Genomic DNA, 19273 nt, shown 5'->3' on the forward strand with positions numbered 1-19273 from the left:
GCCTAAGCCGTTGATGAGAGCGCAGGGGTCGGAAATGCATGAGCGGAAGTAACCAAAGCCGTGCTTAAGAGTTTCATGAGCTGCCGAATTGCCTCGATGCGCTGCTCAAGCTGATTAAACGCGGATCCTTTAGTAGGTAAGTATTTAATCCGATCTTGGCCATTGAGTTGCACTTGGGGATTGGATTGCACCAAGCGAATTAATTTCACAGGATCTAAGGGGGGATGTGCAATAAAGGTTATCTGAATACCATTTGGACTCGCATCCATTTTCTGGATTCCATACAAGACCATTTCAAGGCGCAGGCGATGGGTCTCATAAAAGGCATTTGCTGGATCAGGTAAATTTCCAAAGCGATCGACGAGCTCCTCGCGTAACTGACTTAAGTTATCAAAGTCCTCACAGCTAGCAAAGCGTTTATACAACGATAGGCGCTCGTGAACATCGGGACAGTAATCGGCGGGTAAGAGAGCAGGTGCACCTAAATTGACATCGGTTATCGCTTGCATGGGAGAGAGCAGATCGGGCTCTTTGCCACTGCGCAATGACTTGACGGCACGATTGAGCATCTCGGTATACAACTGAAACCCTATCTCATGAATCTCCCCCGATTGTTTATCACCCAAAACCTCGCCAGCCCCCCGAATCTCTAAATCGTGCATGGCCAGATAAAAACCAGAGCCTAGTTCTTCCATTGCCACAATCGCATCTAAGCGTAAATTGGCTTGCTTGGTGAGGGCATCCGGATCGGGTACCAAGAGATACGCATAGGCTTGATGGTGCGAGCGGCCCACCCGACCACGCAACTGGTGCAGCTGAGCTAAACCAAACTTATCGGCGCGGTGCATGATGATGGTATTGGCGGTTGGTACGTCGATGCCGGTCTCAATAATGGTGGTGCAAAGCAGGACATTGCTACGCTGGGTCACAAAATCACGCATCACCGCCTCAAGTTCACGTTCGTGCATTTGACCGTGTGCGACAGCAATTCGGGCTTCAGGTAGGAGGATTTGTAGAGCTTGCTTGCGATTTTGAATGGTCTCCACCTCGTTGTGCAAGAAATACACCTGACCACCGCGCTTGATCTCACGCAGGACCGCTTCACGAATCACGCCATCGCTCTCACGTCGCACAAAGGTCTTAATGGCTAGACGTTTCTGAGGAGCGGTAGCGATGACCGAGAACTCACGCAAACCCTCCAGCGCCATACCCAAAGTGCGCGGTATTGGGGTCGCAGTGAGTGTCAAGATATCCACCTCAGCACGCAGCGCCTTCAAGGCATCTTTCTGACGCACACCAAAGCGATGCTCTTCATCAACAATCACTAAACCAAGGCGAGCAAATTGCGTTTCTTTGGATAGCAACTTATGAGTACCAATCACAATATCAGCATCACCCGCAGCAATCGCAGCCAATGCGGTACTAATTTCCTTTGCGGTCTTAAAGCGGGAGAGCTCGACAATGCGCACAGGCCAAGCGGCAAAGCGATCTTTCCAAGTGGCGGCATGTTGCTCCGCTAAGAGGGTGGTTGGAGCCAGAATAGCCACTTGCTTGCCACCCATGACCGCAATAAAGCTGGCGCGCAGTGCCACTTCAGTTTTACCAAAGCCGACATCACCGCAGACCAAGCGATCCATCGGCTTGCCACTGGTCATATCACCAATCACTGCAGCAATGGCATTGGCTTGATCGGGGGTCTCCTCAAAACCAAAACTTTCCGAGAATGCCGCATAGTCATGCGCTGAGAACTCAAAAGCATGACCTTTGCGGATTGCTCGTGCCGCATACAGATTGAGAAGCTCTGCTGCCGTATCCCGAATTTGCTGAGCAGCCTTACGTTTGGCTTTATCCCACTGACCAGACCCCAGTTGATGCAAAGGTGCTGAATCGGGATCGGCTCCTGCGTAGCGCGTGACCTGATGCAATTGTTGAACGGGCACATACAAAGTTGCATCATGTGCGTAGACGAGATGCAAGAACTCCTCGAAGGCGGGCGCTTCTTTGGGACCTGCCATATTCAGTAATACCAAACCTTGGTAACGACCAATGCCATGTTCAACATGAACCACGGGGTCGCCCACTTTGAGCTCGGATAAATCTTTAAAGAGGGTATCGGGATCGGTGTTACTGGTTTCTTTACTACGACGCTGACGTGCAGTTTGAGTAAAGAGCTCAGCCTCGGTAATGAGGAGTAATTGCTGCGGTTGCCACACAAATCCATTAAAAAGTGGCGATACGCAACACCCAAAACGTTCATTGCCTTTCATAAAATCAGCAATGGTGTTTGCGCTCTGTGGATGCAAAGCAAATACCACATCCTCAGAAGCCCCGAGATTACTTTCCTCAATCAGTTGCCGAATGGATTCCAGTCGTCCTGCACTCTCAGCGCAAATTAATACACGCCATTCATTTTGTGCAACCAGCTGACGTAAGCGTTTTAAGGGATCTGCATCGCGTCGATGAACGGCAACATCTGGCAATGGCGTAAAAACCGGTTCTGTGCTTGAATCTAAAACGGTTTGTGACTGAAGGACAAAGCGTGGATACGGCTTCGCAATCGTATAAAACTGCTCTAAGCTCAAAAATAAATCGTGGGGCTTGAGAACTGGGCGCTCGAGATCGTGCTTGAGAAAATCGTAGCGTTGCTCGGTATCTTTCCAAAACTGCGTGATGCTGGTTTCAATATCGCCGACATACCCCACACATATTGCATGGTGATGATCGGATTCATTGCTGCGCACAAAGTAATCGAAGATCGTTGTGGTTTCATCAAAGAAGAGTGGGAGATAGGATTCAATTCCTGCCGTCGGAATTCCAGTGCTGACATCTTTATAGATCGCACAACGCGTGGGGTCCCCTTCAAAATACTCGCGCCAGCGTCCTCGAAAGGCGGTACGTGAGGCCTCATCGAACGGAAATTCATGACCTGGAAGTAAGCGGATTTCTTTAACGGGATACAAGCTACGTTGGGTGTCTGGATCAAAGGCGCGAATATGTTCAATCTCATCGCCAAAGAGATCGAGTCGATAGGGTAGGGATGAGCCCATCGGGAACAAATCAATCAAGCCACCGCGGATGCTGTATTCACCGGGGCGCATTACTGCGCTGACGGGGTCGTAACCTGCCTGTTGCAATTGCAAACGGAGTGCCTCTTCATTTAAGCGCTCCCCTTGGCGAAAGAAAAAAGTATGAGCAGATAAAAATGCGGGTGGCGCGAGGCGCTGTAAGGCTGTGGTTACTGGCATCAAAATGAGATCGCAGGTGCCATTTTGCATTTCGTAGAGCGTGGCTAAGCGCTCTGAGATTAAATCTTGATGCGGCGAGAAATGATCGTAGGGCAAGATCTCCCAATCCGGCAGCAAACGAATACGCAATTGCGGAGCAAAGCTCGGAATCTCTTCCAACAATCGTTGGGCATCGGTTGCACTAGCGCAAAACACTACAAACTGGCTGTAGTGCGCGCGGTAGGCGATTGCCATTTGTGCAAGGAGTGCGGCATCGGCGGAGCCAACCACGGAATCGAAGGTAAAGCGTTGCCCCGCCCGCAGCACGGGAATAGGGGGTGTAAGTAAAGCAGCAGGCCTTGGCGCTGCCGCTGGATTGACAGCATCCGACATCTAGAAGCATTATAGAATCAGGTATGCATTCCAATCGAACCCTGCTATGGCAACCATAAGCAAACGTTGCCATGCTGTACTGCCCTCTGCAGGGATGGGTGTGCGCTTGGGTGGTGATCAGCCAAAGCAATTTCGTCATTTGGCCGGTAAGCCCATGTTGCTCTATGCCTTAGATGCATTCTTCCAATGTCCTGAGGTGAACTCCGTTTGGATCGGAATAAGTCCTGGCTCCAATCCCTTGATTCATGATCTGAAGTCCCGCTACCCCAATCCGACCAAACGCTTTGAGTTTCTAGAAACCGGGGGTCCCACTCGGCAGCAAACCGTATTAAATACCCTCGCAGCAATGCTTGATCTTGGTGTCGATCCATACGATTGGGTATTGGTGCATGACGCAGCCCGTCCAGGTATTACCCCTGAATTAATTGTTCGCCTCATCACCTTAGTAAAGGCCCAAGAGCAAGTCGATGATCATCAGCAGGCACTGCAATCCGGTGGCCTCTTAGCGATGCCAGTTGCTGACACGATGAAAGAAACCACGCAAGACGCCATGCGCTCACAAACCACGATTGATCGCTCCCGTCTTTGGCAAGCCCAAACCCCACAAATGTTTCCTCTTCAGGTTTTGCACGATGCCCTTGATCAAGCGATACGCGATGGAGCCAATATTACCGACGAAGCCAGTGCAATTGAACGCTTAGGTGGGCAACCCCTTTTGGTGGAAGGCGCCACCCGAAACTTTAAGGTGACGCACCCGGCAGATTGGGACTTAATGGAGTTGGTGCTCAGTGAGCGTCGGTAAAATAGCGTCATGACAACTAGCATTCCATTTCGGATCGGACAGGGTTATGACATTCATGCCTTAGTCCCTGATCGCAAATTGATTCTTGGAGGAGTAACCATTCCCTATGAAAAGGGCCTGCTTGGTCACTCGGACGCCGATGCACTCCTGCATGCCATTACCGATGCACTTTTAGGTGCCGCAGGATTGCATGACATTGGGCAAATGTTTCCGGATGACGATGTGCGCTTTAAAGATATGGATAGCCGAGTTCTTCTGCGTGCAGCCTTGCAAAAAGTGCAAGCGGTGGGCTATCAAGTGGGTAATGTCGATGCCACCGTAATTTGTCAAAAACCAAAATTAGCCACGTACATACCGGAGATGGTGCGCAATATTGCCAGCGACTTGAAGGTGACCGATAGCCACGTTAATTTGAAAGCCAAAACCAATGAATCCTTAGGCCATCTGGGTCGGGGTGAGGGAATCGCGGTGCATGCCGTAGCTCTCCTCTATAAGGCATTGTAGAATCTACCTTTTACGTGAATTCTGAGCCAGTTCGTGTCTGCATCGCTTAAATAGCGAGGATGGCGAAATTGGTAGACGCACCAGGTTTAGGTCCTGACGCCAGAAATGGTGTGGGGGTTCGAGTCCCCCTCCTCGCACCACACGGCTGCTTGGCTTAGTCTTCACATCTAACCTTCATAAAGAGGCTGTAGTGCAAATCGAAAACTTAGGTAGCTTAGACCGCAAAATTACTCTCCAATTTAATCGTGCTGATGTGAATCAAGCACGCGAGGCCCGTTTAAATAAGATTGGTAAATCCATGAAGATGCCCGGCTTTCGTCCAGGCAAGGTGCCCAAGAAAATGGTGGAGCAGCAATACGGCCTGCAAGTGGATTTTGAGGTTCAGTACGACAAAGCCTCTCAACTCTTTTATGAGGTTAGCAAGAAAGAGGGGATTAAATTAGCCAGCCAACCCCGCTTGGAACCCAAAAGCGAAATTGGCGCTGACGAAGTTGTGTTTGATGCCTTCTTTGAGGTTCTGCCCGAAGTCAAGATTGGTGACTTCAGTAACTCGGAGTTAACCCGTTACACCACCGAAGTGAACGACCCTGAAATCGATCGGGCGCTCGATGTTCTTCGCAAACAACGCGTGCACTATCACTCGCGCGGCGAAGCAGGTGACCACGGCGATGGTGGTTCGGATACAAGTGCTCAAAAAGATGATCAAGTGACTCTGGATTTTGTCGGCACGATTGATGGTGTGGAGTTTGCCGGCGGTAAAGCCGATGACTTCAAGTTTGTGATTGGTGCGGGTCAGATGCTCCCTGAGTTCGAGGCTGCAGCATTGGGACTCAAGAAGGGCGAGAGTAAGACCTTCCCTTTAAGCTTCCCAGCGGAGTATCACGGCAAAGAGGTGGCAGGTAAAACCGCTCAGTTCACGATTACGATGAAGGATGTGGCCTGGCCCCATTTACCCCCAGTCGATGAAGAGTTTGCCAAGTCCCTTGGAATTACCGAGGGCGGTGTCGAGAAAATGCGCAGTGAGATCAAAGCCAACATGGAGCGTGAAGTGAAGCGGCGCACCGAGGCTCTTCTTAAAAACCAAGTGATGGATGAGTTGATTAAGCAATGCCAACTTGATGCTCCTAAGTCATTAATTACTAGTGAACAAGAGCGTTTGATAGAAGGCGCTCGTCAAGATCTAATGCAACGGGGTATCCCTAACGCCAAAGATGCACCAATTCCAGCTGAGATGTTTGCTGAGCAAGCCGACAAGCGCGTGCGTCTTGGTCTGATTTTGTCGGATCTCGTCAAGCTTCACAACTTAACCGCCACCCCCGATCAAATTAAAGCCTCAATTGAGGAGACCGCAGCAACCTACGAGGATCCTAAGGAAGTAGTGCGCTGGTACTACAGCGATCCAAGCCGCCTTAAAGAAGTGGAAGCTGTAGTTCTTGAGGAGAATGTGGTTAAACACATTTGCGGCCTCGCGAAGGTAACCGATAAATCGGTTAGTTTCGAAGAGCTCAGCAAAATGAGTTAATCTAATAGCCAATGATCACTCTAGAAAGTCAATGAGCATGAGCGCACTTGAGACCCAAGCCCTTGGTTTAGTCCCGATGGTGGTAGAGACCTCTGGACGAGGAGAGCGTGCGTACGATATTTATTCACGCCTATTAAAAGAGCGTGTGGTATTTCTGGTGGGTGAGGTCAATGACCAAACTGCCAACTTGGTGATCGCGCAATTGCTATTTCTGGAGAGCGAGAACCCCGATAAAGAGATCTCCCTCTACATCAACTCCCCGGGTGGATCGGTGTCTGCTGGTTTAGCAATCTACGACACCATGCAATTTATTAAACCGCATGTAAGTACCTTGTGCATGGGTATGGCCGCCAGCATGGGCGCCTTCTTGCTAGCTGCTGGTGAAAAAGGCAAGCGTTATGCCTTACCCAACGCCCGTGTGATGATTCATCAACCTTTGGGTGGCGCACGAGGACAAGCCTCTGATATCGAGATCCAAGCCCGCGAGATTTTGTATCTGCGTGAACGTTTGAACACGATCTTGTCGCAGCGCACCGGTCAAACCATTGAGACCATTGCTAAAGATACGGATCGTGATAACTTTATGTCAGCCGAGCAGGCCCGCGATTACGGTTTAGTCGATAAAGTGATCGATCAGCGCGGTAGCTAATAGTAAGAACGAGCGATGAGCGAAACCACCACCACGGATAAAACGCTGTACTGTTCCTTCTGTGGCAAAAGCCAGCATGAGGTCAAAAAACTGATTGCTGGCCCATCGGTGTTCATTTGTGACGAGTGCATTGATCTGTGCACTGACATTATTCAAGAAGAGATTGCCAAAGAGCCTCTCACCACGAAAGGCGACGCACTCCCGTCCCCGCAAGAGATTCGGTTAAACCTAGACCAGTATGTGATCGGCCAGGATCTGGCGAAGAAGACTCTAGCCGTTGCTGTTTATAACCATTACAAGCGCTTATTGCACTTGCCTGCACCGAAAGTGAAAAAGGCAGATGGCGATAAAGCAGAAGCAGCAAAAGATGGCAAGAAAACTGCCACTGCACAAGCGGGCAATAACAAGCCACTGGTTGATGGTGTGGAGTTGGCCAAAAGTAATATTTTGCTCATTGGTCCGACTGGTTCTGGCAAGACCTTATTAGCGCAAACCTTAGCGCGTATGCTGGATGTGCCTTTTGTGATGGCCGACGCCACGACGCTCACTGAGGCGGGATATGTGGGCGAAGACGTTGAGAACATTATTCAGAAGCTCTTGCAAAACTGCGACTACAACATTGAGAAGGCAGAGCGCGGCATTGTGTACATTGATGAGATCGATAAGATCTCGCGTAAATCCGATAACCCCTCCATTACACGTGACGTCTCGGGTGAGGGTGTGCAACAAGCATTACTCAAATTGATTGAAGGCACGATGGCCTCGGTGCCACCTCAGGGTGGACGCAAGCACCCCAATCAAGACTTCTTGCAAGTCGACACCACCAATATCCTGTTTATCTGTGGCGGTGCCTTTGATGGTCTAGAGAAGGTCATAGCGCAACGTACGCAAAAGACCGGTATCGGTTTTGGGGCAGAGGTCGCTGCCAAGGATAGTCGTGGCATTGGCCAGCTTCTCGCGGAAGTGGAACCCGAGGATCTCATCAAGTTTGGCTTAATTCCGGAGCTGATTGGTCGTCTACCAGTTCTAGCAACCTTAGCCGAGCTCGACGAGACCGCTTTGGTGGCCATCTTGACCGAACCTAAAAATGCGCTAGTTAAGCAATATCAAGCATTGCTCGGCATGGAGGGTGTGGAGCTCGAGGTGCGCGCCGAGGCTTTGAGTGCAATCGCCAAGAAAGCCATTGCCCGTAAGACTGGCGCTCGAGGCCTGCGATCCCTACTTGAAGGCGTGCTCATGGATGTCATGTACGAGCTGCCATCGATGAAGAATGTTCAGAAAGTCGTGATTGACGACAGTACGGTACAGTCTGGCACTAAACCGTTGATTGTGTACAAGCAGGGCAGTGATGAGAACGAGTCATCCCTGACCAAAAAGGCCTAGGCCTTTGCCAGAAAACCCCCAAAATCGGGCTATTTTTGCAAAATTAACCCTAAATTGGGGTACTTTTCATCTTTTTTGTATGATTGGTATTGAGTTTCCCAATGAACTCCCCACATAGGTAGTATGCTAGTCATAGATCTAACTGGAGAACAACGCAATGCCAGGACAATTATTACTTCCTTCTGAACCCATCCAGTTACCTTTGTTGCCCTTAAGGGACGTGGTGGTTTTTCCCCATATGGTGATTCCATTATTTGTGGGTCGCCCCAAATCCATTAAAGCCCTTGAGGCTGCGATGGAAACCGGCAAGAGCGTCTTGTTGGTGGCACAAAAAGCCGCAGCGAAAGACGAACCCTCGGTTGAGGACCTCTATGAAGTGGGCTGTATCGCTAGCATCTTGCAAATGCTCAAACTCCCTGACGGTACCGTGAAGGTCCTCGTCGAAGGCTCGCAACGGGCTGAAGTGAGCCAGATTGAGGATAGCCTGGGCTACTTTAGTTGCGAAGCAACTCCTAAAGAGATTGAGGTGGTCGATGCGCATGAGACCGAAGCGCTGCGCCGTGCGATCATGGCTCAGTTCGATCAGTACGTCAAACTCAATAAGAAAATCCCCCAAGAGATCTTGGCATCGCTTGCTGGTATCGATGATCCAAGCCGCTTAGCCGATACCATTTGTGCACACCTGCCAGTAAAGCTTGAGCAAAAGCAGCGTTTACTGGAAATGAACGGAGTGATGCAGCGCTTAGAAAGCCTCTTAACGGATCTGGAGAGCGAGATTGATATCTTGCAAGTGGAAAAACGCATTCGTGGCCGCGTGAAGCGGCAGATGGAAAAGAGTCAGCGCGAGTACTACCTCAACGAGCAGGTTAAAGCGATTCAGAAGGAATTAGGCGAGGGTGAAGAAGGTGCTGACCTTGAGGAGCTCGAGAAGCGGATTAAAGCGGCGCGCATGCCAAAAGAGGCCTTGAAAAAAGCCGAGTCTGAGCTCAAGAAACTTAAACTCATGTCACCAATGTCGGCTGAGGCAACGGTGATCCGTAACTTCATCGATACTTTGGTCAATTTGCCATGGCGCAAGAAGAGCAAGATCAACAACGACCTCAGCAATGCCGAGAAAGTATTGAACGAAGACCACTATGGTCTGGATAAGGTTAAAGAGCGCATCTTGGAGTACCTCGCGGTTCAGCAACGAGTCGATCGCGTCAAAGCACCCATTCTGTGTTTGGTTGGTCCGCCCGGAGTAGGTAAGACCTCGCTTGGGCAATCGGTTGCACGCGCCACCAACCGTAAGTTCGTGCGCATGGCCTTAGGTGGTGTGCGCGATGAGTCCGAGATTCGCGGCCATCGCCGTACCTACATTGGCTCGATGCCAGGCAAGATTCTGAGTAGTCTCACCAAGGTGGGTGTGCGTAATCCATTGTTCTTGCTCGATGAAGTGGACAAGATGGGCATGGACTTCCGAGGCGATCCCGCGAGCGCTCTACTAGAGGTCTTAGACCCCGAGCAAAATCATACCTTCCAAGATCACTATGTTGAAGTGGACTTTGATCTATCGGATGTGATGTTTGTGGCAACCGCAAATTCGCTCAACATCCCAGGACCATTATTAGATCGTATGGAAGTGATTCGCTTAGCGGGTTACACCGAAGATGAGAAACTCAGTATTGCGAAGAACTACCTTATTCCAAAACAAAACAAGAACAATGGCTTAAAGGATGGCGAGCTCACCATTGAAGAGAGCGCGATTCGAAATATCATTCGGTATTACACGCGAGAGGCGGGCGTTCGTGCACTCGAGCGCGAGATTAGCAAAATCTGTCGTAAGACCGTGAAGATGTTGCTACTCAAAAAAGAGAGTGCGCCCATCAAAGTTGATGCCGACAACCTTGAGAAATTCTTATCGGTGCGCATGTTTGATTTTGGCTCTGCGGCCAAAGAGAATCAAATTGGACAGGTTACGGGTCTCGCATGGACTGAAGTCGGTGGTGATTTGCTCACCATCGAAGCAGCGCTAATGCCAGGTAAGGGTACGATCACTCGAACTGGCTCCATTGGTGATGTGATGAAGGAGTCCGTTGAAGCTGCAAGAACGGTGGTCCGCTCACGCGCCAAGGGTCTTGGAATTATCGATGAAGGCTTTGAGAAAAAAGATATTCATATTCACTTCCCAGAAGGCGCCACTCCAAAAGATGGTCCATCAGCAGGTATTGCAATTACCACCGCCTTGGTCTCGGTATTTACCGGAATCCCCGTGCGTTCGGATATCGCCATGACCGGTGAGATCACCTTGCGAGGCGAAGTGCTCCCGATCGGCGGACTGAAAGAGAAACTTCTTGCTGCCCACCGCGGTGGAATTAAGTTGGTCCTGATTCCAGAAGAGAATGTGAAGGATTTGATTGATATTCCAGATAACGTGAAGAATGCAATCGAGATCGTCCCAGTGCGCTGGATCGATAAGGTCTTAGAGCTTGCCCTCGAGCGCAAACCTGAACCCTTGCCCGATCCTAGCCCTGAAGAGTTGGCCAAAAAGGCTGCCGAGGCTTCCAAGCAAACAAGTAGCCCCACGAGTGGAGATGTAATCAAACATTAAGTTACAATCTCGGTTGTCAGTTTTAAGGGTGCTTAGCTCAGCTGGTAGAGCGTCTGCCTTACACGCAGAATGTCAGCGGTTCGATCCCGTTAGCACCCACCATTTCTTCTAATCCATGTTCGATTCCGTACGCAAACACCAAAAACTTCTGCAAATTGTCTTGTTACTTTTTGTAGTTCCTTCCTTTGCAATGTTTGGTATCTCGAGTTACACCGACTTTTTTGATAAAGATACGGATCTCGTCAAGATTGATGGCAAATCAATCACCACGGTTGAAGTGGATAACAATGCCAAGCGTCAAGCCGAGCGATTTGGTGGAACGAGTCAAATTGCGCAGAGCCTGCCATTTCGCCAAGCGGTATTGGATGAACTGATCCAACAGCGTCTCTTGGCATTTGCGGTACGCGACCTCAAACTAAATATTAGTAATGCTTTTCTAAGTCAAAGCTTAGCGCAGATCCCAGAAATCAAGGCGATGTATAAACCTGATGGCAGTTTTGACTCGGCACGCTATCGGCAGCTCTTAGCCAATGTGGGCATGACCGTTGATCAATTTGAGAATGCCCAACGTTTTGACCTGATGATTCAGCAGCTGGTCACCGCAGTGGCCCGTACCGAGTTACCCAATCCAAAATTAGCCAGCATGATCTCAACGATGTATGAGACCGAACGGCAAGTTCAAGCCCTGCGCTTTACTGCAACTGATTTTGTAAACAAGGTGACCCCGACCGATGCTCAATTGCAAGAGTACTATGAGGCAAACACCAAACTCTTCGAAGCCCCAGAAACCATTGATGTGGAGTTCTTGGTACTCAAGGCTGACCCTAAAGAAGACGCTAAAGTATTTAATGACAGGGCTGATCAGTTTGCGAACATCACTTATGACCAAGCGGACAGCTTAAAACCCGCAGCGGATAAATTAAAGCTCTCGATTCAGTCGGCTAAAGGGGTGGGGCGTAATGGTCAAGCTAGCCTCTCCAAAGATCACCCCATGAATGACCGACGCGTGGTCCAAGCCTTATTCAACGATGAAGCGCTGAAGAACAAACGCAATATTGAAGCAGTACAAATCGCTCCGGGTACATTTGTGTCGGCACGCGTTGTGACCTTCTATCCTGCAAAAGTTCTGCCTTATAAAGAAGTGAGCGCTGAAGTACGTCGCCAGTTCAGCCTAAAGGCTGCTCAAAAACTAGCAGCCGAAGCAGCGGGTACGCGCTTTGAGGCCCTGCAAAAAAATCCCAACGACACCAATGGATTTGCTAAGCCAGTGTGGGTCTCACGTAATAAACCAACCGATCTTGTTGGTCCACAGTTGGATGCGGTGATGGCGGTTGATCCAGCCAAACTACCTGTCGTGGTATCTGCCCAAGGATCTGATGGAATTACTCTGTATCGCATTGATCAGGTTCGACAACCACCGGCCGGGGATCCAAAAATGCGTGCCGCACAAGCACAGCAAATGGAAGCATTGGCAGCTCAAGCAGAGTTTGCAGCCTTCCTCAATCACATGCGCATCTTAGCGGATGTGAAGATTGTTAATCCTCTGAAGTAGTATTGCTCGTGGAAGATTTCTATCGATCACCAGAATTCTTAGAAAAACTTCAGGCAGTTGCGAGGAAAAATCCTGACTTACCGGTCTCGATGATTGAGGATATTTTGATTGGCCTAGATCAAGTTAGTGCAAATCAAACCACTAGTTACCATTTTGAATCAGATCTGACCTGATCTTATTGCTTGGGATAGAGTTTTCTTTCTTATCCTACGTTAGCAACCAACCTAATTTGTTTTAAGAAGCTCTCGGTATGGTTTGAGAGCCTTCCACACATTGTTAAATAGGATTGGTTGAGCCTGTTCATTTGGATGAATCCGATCCGCCTGAAATAGCTCAGGCCGTGCAGCGACACCTTCCAAGAAAAAAGGCAGTAGGGGGACTTGCTCTGATTGCGATAGCGTCACAAATAGGCGTGCAAATTGTTTGGTGTATTCCTGACCATAGTTGGGAGGGATTTGCATCCCAAGCAGCAAAACTTCAGCACCACTTTTCTTGCTCATCGCAATCATCTCTTTGAGGTTTTTCTGGGTAGATGAAAGGGAGAGCCCTCGTAAGGCATCATTGGCGCCTAGCTCAATAATCACCAAGCGTGGCTTAATCCGCTTTAGAAGATCAGGCAGACGACTTAAGCCACCTGCAGTGGTCTCACCACTAATGCTGGCATTAGCCACTTGCCAAACACTGCCATCTTTACGTAATTGATTCTGGAGCAGTCCTACCCAGCCGCTGCCGCGTGGCAGTCCATATTCTGCAGAGAGGCTATCGCCGAGAACCAGGAGTTGTGGAGTCGCGCTTGGGGTCTTAGTCGTTTGTGCCTGCAAGGGTGCAGTACTGGCGAGTAAGATGGAGGCCAATCCAACAACAAATTGTCTAAACAAAGGGTTCACAGTGACTATTGTGCATGAATCTACCCCAGTCTTGCAGGCCATGGGTGTGGGTAAAACGGTTCAAACCAGCGATGGGCCGCTTGCGATCTTGCAAGATATTCATTTCGCAATCCAGGCTGGAGAATCCGTCGCGATTGTGGGGGCATCGGGCTCTGGCAAAAGTACTCTCTTGGGTCTAATGGCTGGCTTGGATCAAGCAACCAGTGGTTCGATTGATCTTATGGCGCAGGATTTGGGACGATTGGATGAAGATGGTCGGGCAAAACTAAGAGGCCAGTTCGTCGGATTTGTATTTCAATCCTTTCAACTGGTGCCGCATCTCAATGCCCTTGAGAACGTGATGCTACCTCTGGAGATTCGGGGTGTACCTCTTACGCAAGCGCGCGAGTTAGCAGCCGATTGCCTCGCACGTGTCGGCCTGTCGCAGCGCTTGATGCATTACCCTAAAACCCTATCGGGTGGTGAGCAGCAACGGGTGGCCTTGGCCCGTGCGTTTGTTAGTAAGCCAGCCATCCTATTTGCAGATGAACCAACCGGTAGTTTGGATGAGGCAAGTGGCGCCAAAGTCATTGAACATCTTTTTGAGCTCAACCGCGAGAATGGTTCTACCTTAATCCTGGTCACCCATGACCCTCAATTAGCACAGCGCTGTAGCCGTCAGTTAATACTTCAAGGCGGTCGTCTTCTCTAAAAATAGCTTGAGGATCGCTAGGATCTTATAATTGCGAGATGTCCTTTTTCCGTTGTCTGCCCGGGGCTGATGCCCTCTCTGTATTCCGTCAACAACGGCTTCTGAGTCACCTCCATCAGGAGGGGATTGAACTTCAGTCGATTCATGCTCAGTACCTGCACTTTATCTGGTCTGTTAACGAACTAAGCAGTCAGGAGCTCGTAACGCTTGAGGCCTTACTGCAATACGGTGAGCCATATCAAGCAATCGCCACACCCAATCGTGCCATCGTGATTCCACGCTTTGGGACGGTTTCACCTTGGGCAAGTAAGGCGACGGATATCGCTCATCAATGCGGATTGGATGTGTTGCGGATCGAGCGCGGTATTTGCTATCAATGGAGTGCAAAACGAACGCTCAGCCGAGAGCAAGAACGCATTCTGCAAGCAAGTCTGTTTGATCGCATGACTGAAATCATCATTACCTCGTACGAAGAAGCGAATGCTCTGTATCAAACGCTGCCAGACCGCCCATTTACTCGCATTGATGTGATCGGTATGGGTCAAAAGGCGCTTGATGATGCAAACCAAGCCTTAGGGTTAGCGCTCTCGGCCGATGAGATCACGTATCTTGAAGAGAACTTTAAGCGCTTAGGTCGCAATCCCAGTGATGTTGAGTTAATTATGTTTGCGCAAGCGAACAGCGAACACTGTCGCCACAAAATCTTTAATGCGAGTTGGACAATTGATGGCCAGAACCAAGAGCACTCGCTCTTTGCCATGATTCGGAACACGCACCGTTTGCAGCCAAAGGGAACCGTTGTTGCTTACTCGGATAACTCAGCGATTATGGAAGGCTGTGAAGCCGATGTATGGAGTTCCACAGGCCCCGCCGGGCAATATCGAACTAAGCGAACTCTCGTGCATACCTTAATGAAGGTTGAGACCCACAATCATCCCACTGCGATTGCTCCTTTTCAGGGGGCGGCGACTGGATCGGGTGGCGAGATCCGTGATGAGGGCGCAACCGGTATTGGTGGTAAACCCAAAGCAGGACTCACTGGATTTTCAGTATCGAACTTGCATATCCCTGGCACGAACTTATCCTGGGAGCAAAAGCCCTATGGCAAACCAGAGCGTATCGCGACCCCCTTACAAATCATGATCGATGGCCCACTGGGTGGCGCTGCTTTCAATAACGAGTTTGGTCGCCCTAATTTGGGTGGGTATTTCAGGGTCTTTGAACAAACCATTGCAGGCAAGCGCCGCGGATACCACAAGCCCATCATGATCGCCGGTGGCATTGGTGCGATTGAAGATATCCACACCCATAAGAAAACGATTCTGGATGGCGATCTGCTCATTCAGTTGGGTGGTCCTGGGATGCGCATTGGTATGGGCGGTGGCACAGCAAGCTCGATGGCAACAGGTACCAACACCGCCGACCTTGACTTTGACTCCGTTCAACGCGGTAACCCAGAAATTGAGCGTCGTGCGCAAGAGGTGATTAATCAATGCCGCTCCCTAGGAGAGAACAATCCGATTGTGTCAATCCATGATGTGGGTGCAGGTGGCTTATCAAATGCATTTCCTGAGCTCGCCGATAGCGCCAAGCTCGGTGCGCAATTTGAGCTTCGCAAGATTCCGTTAGAAGAGAGCGGCATGAGTCCTGCCGAGATCTGGTGCAATGAGTCGCAAGAGCGGTATGTGATTGCGATCCACGCCAAGGATCTCGAACGCTTTGCCTCCATCTGTGAGCGGGAACGCTGTCCCTATGCGGTCGTTGGGCATACCACCCAAGATCGGCAACTGCAATTGCACGATCAGCAGCAAAGTACTAATCCAGATCAACGCTATCCAATTGATATGCCGATGGAGGTACTCTTAGGCAAGCCTCCCAAAATGCACCGTGATGTACAAAGTACGCACGAGCAATTTGTTCCAATCAATTGCAACGACATTGATCTCAAAGTGGCGATTGAAGCTGTATTGCAACAACCAACCGTAGCCAGTAAATCGTTCTTGATCACGATTGGGGATCGCACCGTGGGTGGTTTGAACTCCCGCGATCCCTTTGTTGGACCATGGCAAGTACCGGTGGCTGATTGCGCAGTAACCACCATGGACTACCACGGCTATCGCGGTGAGGCCATGAGTATGGGTGAGCGCACTCCCGTCGCTCTCTTTAATGCGCCCGCGGCGGCCAAGATGGCGGTGGGTGAAGCCATCACGAATATTCTGGCAGCCGATGTCCAACGAATTGAAGACATCAAGCTCTCAGCGAACTGGATGGCTGCTTGTGGTCAAGCAGGCGAGGATGCCAAACTCTTCGCCTCAGTAGAAGCAGTCGGCATGGAGCTCTGTCCTGCACTGGGGATCTCGATCCCAGTCGGGAAGGATTCTTTATCAATGGCCACGACCTGGCAGGATCAGAATCAAACCAAGCAAGTGATTGCACCCGTGTCGCTCATTATCTCGGCCTTCGCCCCAGTACATGATGTTCGCAAAACACTGACACCACAACTCAACACCGAGATCGTGGATACCGAACTCATTCTGATTGATCTGGGATGTAACCAAAATCGCATGGCAGGCAGTATCGTCACCCAAGTATTTGATCAAACCGATAGCGAAGCACCATCCGTTGACAGACCTGAGGTCCTCAAAGGTTTTGCCAACGCGATTACACAACTGCGTGCCAAGCAAGTGGTCTTGGCCTATCACGACCGATCCGACGGAGGCCTACTCGCCTGTATCGCGGAGATGGCCTTTGCCAGTCATTGCGGTATTTCCATCAACGTTGATTTACTCTGTATTGATGCGCGCACCGAACAGGATTACGGCGATGCGAAGAATTGGGCGAGCCAAGTCAGCGGTCGCCGCCATGAACAAACCATTCGGGCGCTCTTTAATGAAGAGCTTGGGGTGGTGATTCAGATTGAGCGTTCGCAGCGCGATTCTGTCTTTGCTATCTTGCGAGAACAGTGCATTAGTGCCTTTAGTCATGTGATCGGTAAACCCAACTCGAATGACACCTTAGAGATCTGGCGCGATGCAAAATGCGTTTACTCAGAGAGCCGCATGACCTTGCAAAAGCTTTGGCAAAACACCAGCTATCAAATTGCACGTCTACGCGATAACCCCGAGTGCGTTGATAGTGAGTTCAACGCCTTGGATGACGCCAAGGACCCGGGCATGAGCCCGAAGCTCACGTTTGATCCCAACGAGAACATCAGTACACCTTACCTCCAAAAAACAATTCGCCCAAAGATCGCCATATTACGAGAGCAGGGTGTGAACTCGCATCTGGAGATGGCCTATGCAATGGATCTTGCTGGTTTTGCTACGCACGATGTCCACATGAGCGATTTGCTTGCGGGCCGCACACACCTTAACGAGTTCCAAGGCCTAGTTGCCTGTGGTGGATTCAGTTACGGCGATGTACTCGGAGCCGGTGAAGGATGGGCTAAGACCATTCTCTTTAACCCAATGCTCAGCGATCAGTTCAGAGCGTTTTTTAATCGCTCGGACAGTTTTGCATTAGGCGTTTGCAATGGTTGCCAGATGATGAGTAATTTATCGAAACTCATTCCAGGGGCAGATGCCTGGCCGAAGTTCACTCGTAATCAGTCAGAGCAATACGAAGCGCGTTTGGTGATGGTGGAAGTGTTGGATTCTCCATCGCTGTTCTTCAAAGGCATGGCAGGAAGTCATTTACCCATCGCAGTAGCACATGGTGAAGGCTATGCGAACTTTAAACACCAAGGCAATGATCAACAGATTGAATCCAATCACTTAGCAGCCATACGCTTTATTGATCACTATGGCAAGCCAACGCAGCGCTATCCATATAACCCTAATGGTTCCCCTCAAGGACTTACTGGCGTAACAACTCCGGATGGCCGTTTCACAGTGATGATGCCGCACCCCGAGCGCGTGTTCAGAAATGTGCAAATGAGTTGGTATCCCAAAGAATGGCATCAGCACGCGGATGGTGCAAGCCCGTGGCTGCGCATGTTCCGTAATGCCCGTGTTTGGGTGAACTAGGTGGCAAGCAACAAAACATCGTTTCCCCCGGTTACGTTCTCCGAGTCTGGTGGTATTCGCTATCTGCATTTAGGTACACCTTGGATTCAAGGTGCGATGCGTATTCGCGATCCGAACGAGATCTATCTTGAGTACTCACAACAAATGATGGCCTGGCTCCTCTTTCTACAGAGCAAACCCAAGATGCAGGTTGCACAATTGGGCTTGGGTACTGGCTCACTCGCGAAGTTCACACTAGAACATTGTCCTGATGTTGCGAATACGGTTGTGGAGCTTAACCCAGCAGTCATTCTGGCAGCAAGAACCATGTTTGAGTTACCCAATGATCATGCCAAGCTACGCATTCTGCAAGATGATGCCCTAGCATTTGTGAATAACAAACGGCATCAGCAGCAGTTCGATGTCTTACAAGTGGATTTGTATGATGCCGATGCCAAAGGTCCGGTCTTAAGTTCGCTTGCGTTTTATCAAGCGTGTTACCGCACTCTAAAAGCAGTTGGGGTAATGACCGTTAATTTGTTCTCACAACATAAAAGCTTTGACATTAATCTCAACAATATATGTAAAGCCTTTAAGGGTAGGGTACTCATCTTCCCAGAATCGCACGATTGCAATGCTGTCGCGATCGCTTTCAAAGGACCCATGATCACCACCGATTGGGAGCGTGTTGTGCAGCGCGCCATAATCATTGAACAAACGACGGGATTGCCAACTAAGTCCTGGGCAAGTGGTTTGCGCGCAGTGAACGCCCACCAAGACGAACGACTGGTTATTTAAATACCCCTTTTCTTTTAGATGGTTGTGTGTAATATTTACCTCACACTACTTCTGTGGGGTATCAGTGATGACCGATACGACTTTCATTAGCCTTTTCATCCTCTTTGGTGCGTGTTTTGGGTTTGTCACTTATGCACAACGTCACTTATTCAGTGAGGGTCCTCACAAGGCAAAGAGTTGCGACGAAAATCCATTTGAAAGTCGTACGTTTTGGGTATTACTTTGCGCCTTACTCTGGCCTATCATGGTCGTCACTAGAATCCATAGCGCTTGG

At 49.9% G+C, this 19273-nt stretch carries 12 protein-coding genes and 2 tRNA genes; 12 read left to right on the forward strand and 2 right to left on the reverse strand.

Annotated elements, in window-relative coordinates:
* Positions 1–2: 2 nt before the first annotated feature.
* Complete coding sequence (gene mfd / locus ICV32_RS04705) at positions 3–3617, reverse strand: transcription-repair coupling factor (RefSeq protein WP_215372334.1); 3615 nt, start codon at positions 3615–3617, stop codon at positions 3–5.
* 46 nt (positions 3618–3663) lie between these two features.
* On the opposite strand from mfd, the gene ispD reads away from it, so the two are divergent.
* The 9 genes from ispD to ICV32_RS04750 all read left to right on the forward strand — a co-directional run bounded on the left by ispD (position 3664) and on the right by ICV32_RS04750 (position 12619).
* Positions 3664–4419, forward strand: coding sequence for a 2-C-methyl-D-erythritol 4-phosphate cytidylyltransferase (gene ispD / locus ICV32_RS04710; protein ID WP_215372335.1), 756 nt, complete (start codon positions 3664–3666; stop codon positions 4417–4419).
* Positions 4420–4428: 9 nt separating this feature from the next.
* Positions 4429–4923: a 2-C-methyl-D-erythritol 2,4-cyclodiphosphate synthase gene (gene ispF / locus ICV32_RS04715; protein ID WP_215372336.1), complete on the forward strand. Its 495-nt coding sequence runs from the start codon at positions 4429–4431 to the stop codon at positions 4921–4923.
* A 53-nt stretch (positions 4924–4976) separates the two neighbouring features.
* Positions 4977–5063, forward strand: a tRNA-Leu gene (locus tag ICV32_RS04720).
* A 50-nt stretch (positions 5064–5113) separates the two neighbouring features.
* Positions 5114–6445, forward strand: a complete 1332-nt coding sequence (gene tig / locus ICV32_RS04725) for a trigger factor (protein ID WP_215372337.1) — start codon at positions 5114–5116, stop codon at positions 6443–6445.
* Positions 6446–6476: 31 nt separating this feature from the next.
* The gene (clpP, locus tag ICV32_RS04730; protein ID WP_108508366.1) at positions 6477–7094 is read left to right on the forward strand and encodes an ATP-dependent Clp endopeptidase proteolytic subunit ClpP; all 618 of its coding nucleotides are present in this window, start codon (positions 6477–6479) and stop codon (positions 7092–7094) included.
* A 15-nt stretch (positions 7095–7109) separates the two neighbouring features.
* On the forward strand, positions 7110–8477 hold the full coding sequence (gene clpX / locus ICV32_RS04735) for an ATP-dependent Clp protease ATP-binding subunit ClpX (protein ID WP_215372338.1): 1368 nt from the start codon (positions 7110–7112) through the stop codon (positions 8475–8477).
* A 157-nt stretch (positions 8478–8634) separates the two neighbouring features.
* Complete coding sequence (lon, locus tag ICV32_RS04740) at positions 8635–11067, forward strand: endopeptidase La (protein ID WP_215372339.1); 2433 nt, start codon at positions 8635–8637, stop codon at positions 11065–11067.
* Between the two features lie 26 nt (positions 11068–11093).
* A tRNA-Val gene (locus tag ICV32_RS04745) sits at positions 11094–11169 on the forward strand.
* A 13-nt stretch (positions 11170–11182) separates the two neighbouring features.
* Positions 11183–12619: a peptidylprolyl isomerase gene (locus ICV32_RS04750; RefSeq protein ID WP_215372340.1), complete on the forward strand. Its 1437-nt coding sequence runs from the start codon at positions 11183–11185 to the stop codon at positions 12617–12619.
* Positions 12620–12843: 224 nt separating this feature from the next.
* Here the strand turns inward: ICV32_RS04750 and ICV32_RS04755 are convergent, their stop codons facing one another.
* Positions 12844–13506: an arylesterase gene (locus tag ICV32_RS04755; RefSeq protein WP_251371940.1), complete on the reverse strand. Its 663-nt coding sequence runs from the start codon at positions 13504–13506 to the stop codon at positions 12844–12846.
* Positions 13507–13546: 40 nt separating this feature from the next.
* Between ICV32_RS04755 and ICV32_RS04760 the strand changes: the two genes are divergently transcribed.
* Genes ICV32_RS04760 through ICV32_RS04770 form a run of 3 tightly spaced genes read left to right on the forward strand, consistent with a single transcriptional unit; the run spans position 13547 to position 18999 of the window.
* Positions 13547–14197 (forward strand): ABC transporter ATP-binding protein, encoded by a 651-nt coding sequence (locus ICV32_RS04760; RefSeq protein ID WP_215372561.1) that lies wholly within the window; start codon positions 13547–13549, stop codon positions 14195–14197.
* 38 nt (positions 14198–14235) lie between these two features.
* Positions 14236–18222, forward strand: coding sequence for a phosphoribosylformylglycinamidine synthase (gene purL, locus ICV32_RS04765; protein ID WP_215372342.1), 3987 nt, complete (start codon positions 14236–14238; stop codon positions 18220–18222).
* The gene (locus ICV32_RS04770; RefSeq protein ID WP_251371941.1) at positions 18223–18999 is read left to right on the forward strand and encodes a spermidine synthase; all 777 of its coding nucleotides are present in this window, start codon (positions 18223–18225) and stop codon (positions 18997–18999) included.
* Positions 19000–19273 lie beyond the last annotated feature (274 nt).

The sequence above is a fragment of the Polynucleobacter sp. MWH-UH24A genome (assembly GCF_018687475.1).
In the GTDB taxonomy this organism is placed as follows: Bacteria; Pseudomonadota; Gammaproteobacteria; order Burkholderiales; family Burkholderiaceae; genus Polynucleobacter.

Excerpts from the sequence above, each read along its gene's own strand:
- ICV32_RS04760 (WP_215372561.1), top strand. The coding sequence starts at position 13,547 with ATGGGTGTGGGTAAAACGGTTCAAACCAGCGATGGGCCGCTTGCGATC.
- ispD (WP_215372335.1), top strand. The coding sequence starts at position 3,664 with ATGGCAACCATAAGCAAACGTTGCCATGCTGTACTGCCCTCTGCAGGG.
- purL (WP_215372342.1), top strand. The coding sequence starts at position 14,236 with ATGTCCTTTTTCCGTTGTCTGCCCGGGGCTGATGCCCTCTCTGTATTC.
- mfd (WP_215372334.1), bottom strand. The coding sequence starts at position 3,617 with ATGTCGGATGCTGTCAATCCAGCGGCAGCGCCAAGGCCTGCTGCTTTA.
- ICV32_RS04750 (WP_215372340.1), top strand. The coding sequence starts at position 11,183 with ATGTTCGATTCCGTACGCAAACACCAAAAACTTCTGCAAATTGTCTTG.
- ispF (WP_215372336.1), top strand. The coding sequence starts at position 4,429 with ATGACAACTAGCATTCCATTTCGGATCGGACAGGGTTATGACATTCAT.
- clpX (WP_215372338.1), top strand. The coding sequence starts at position 7,110 with ATGAGCGAAACCACCACCACGGATAAAACGCTGTACTGTTCCTTCTGT.
- lon (WP_215372339.1), top strand. The coding sequence starts at position 8,635 with ATGCCAGGACAATTATTACTTCCTTCTGAACCCATCCAGTTACCTTTG.
- clpP (WP_108508366.1), top strand. The coding sequence starts at position 6,477 with ATGAGCATGAGCGCACTTGAGACCCAAGCCCTTGGTTTAGTCCCGATG.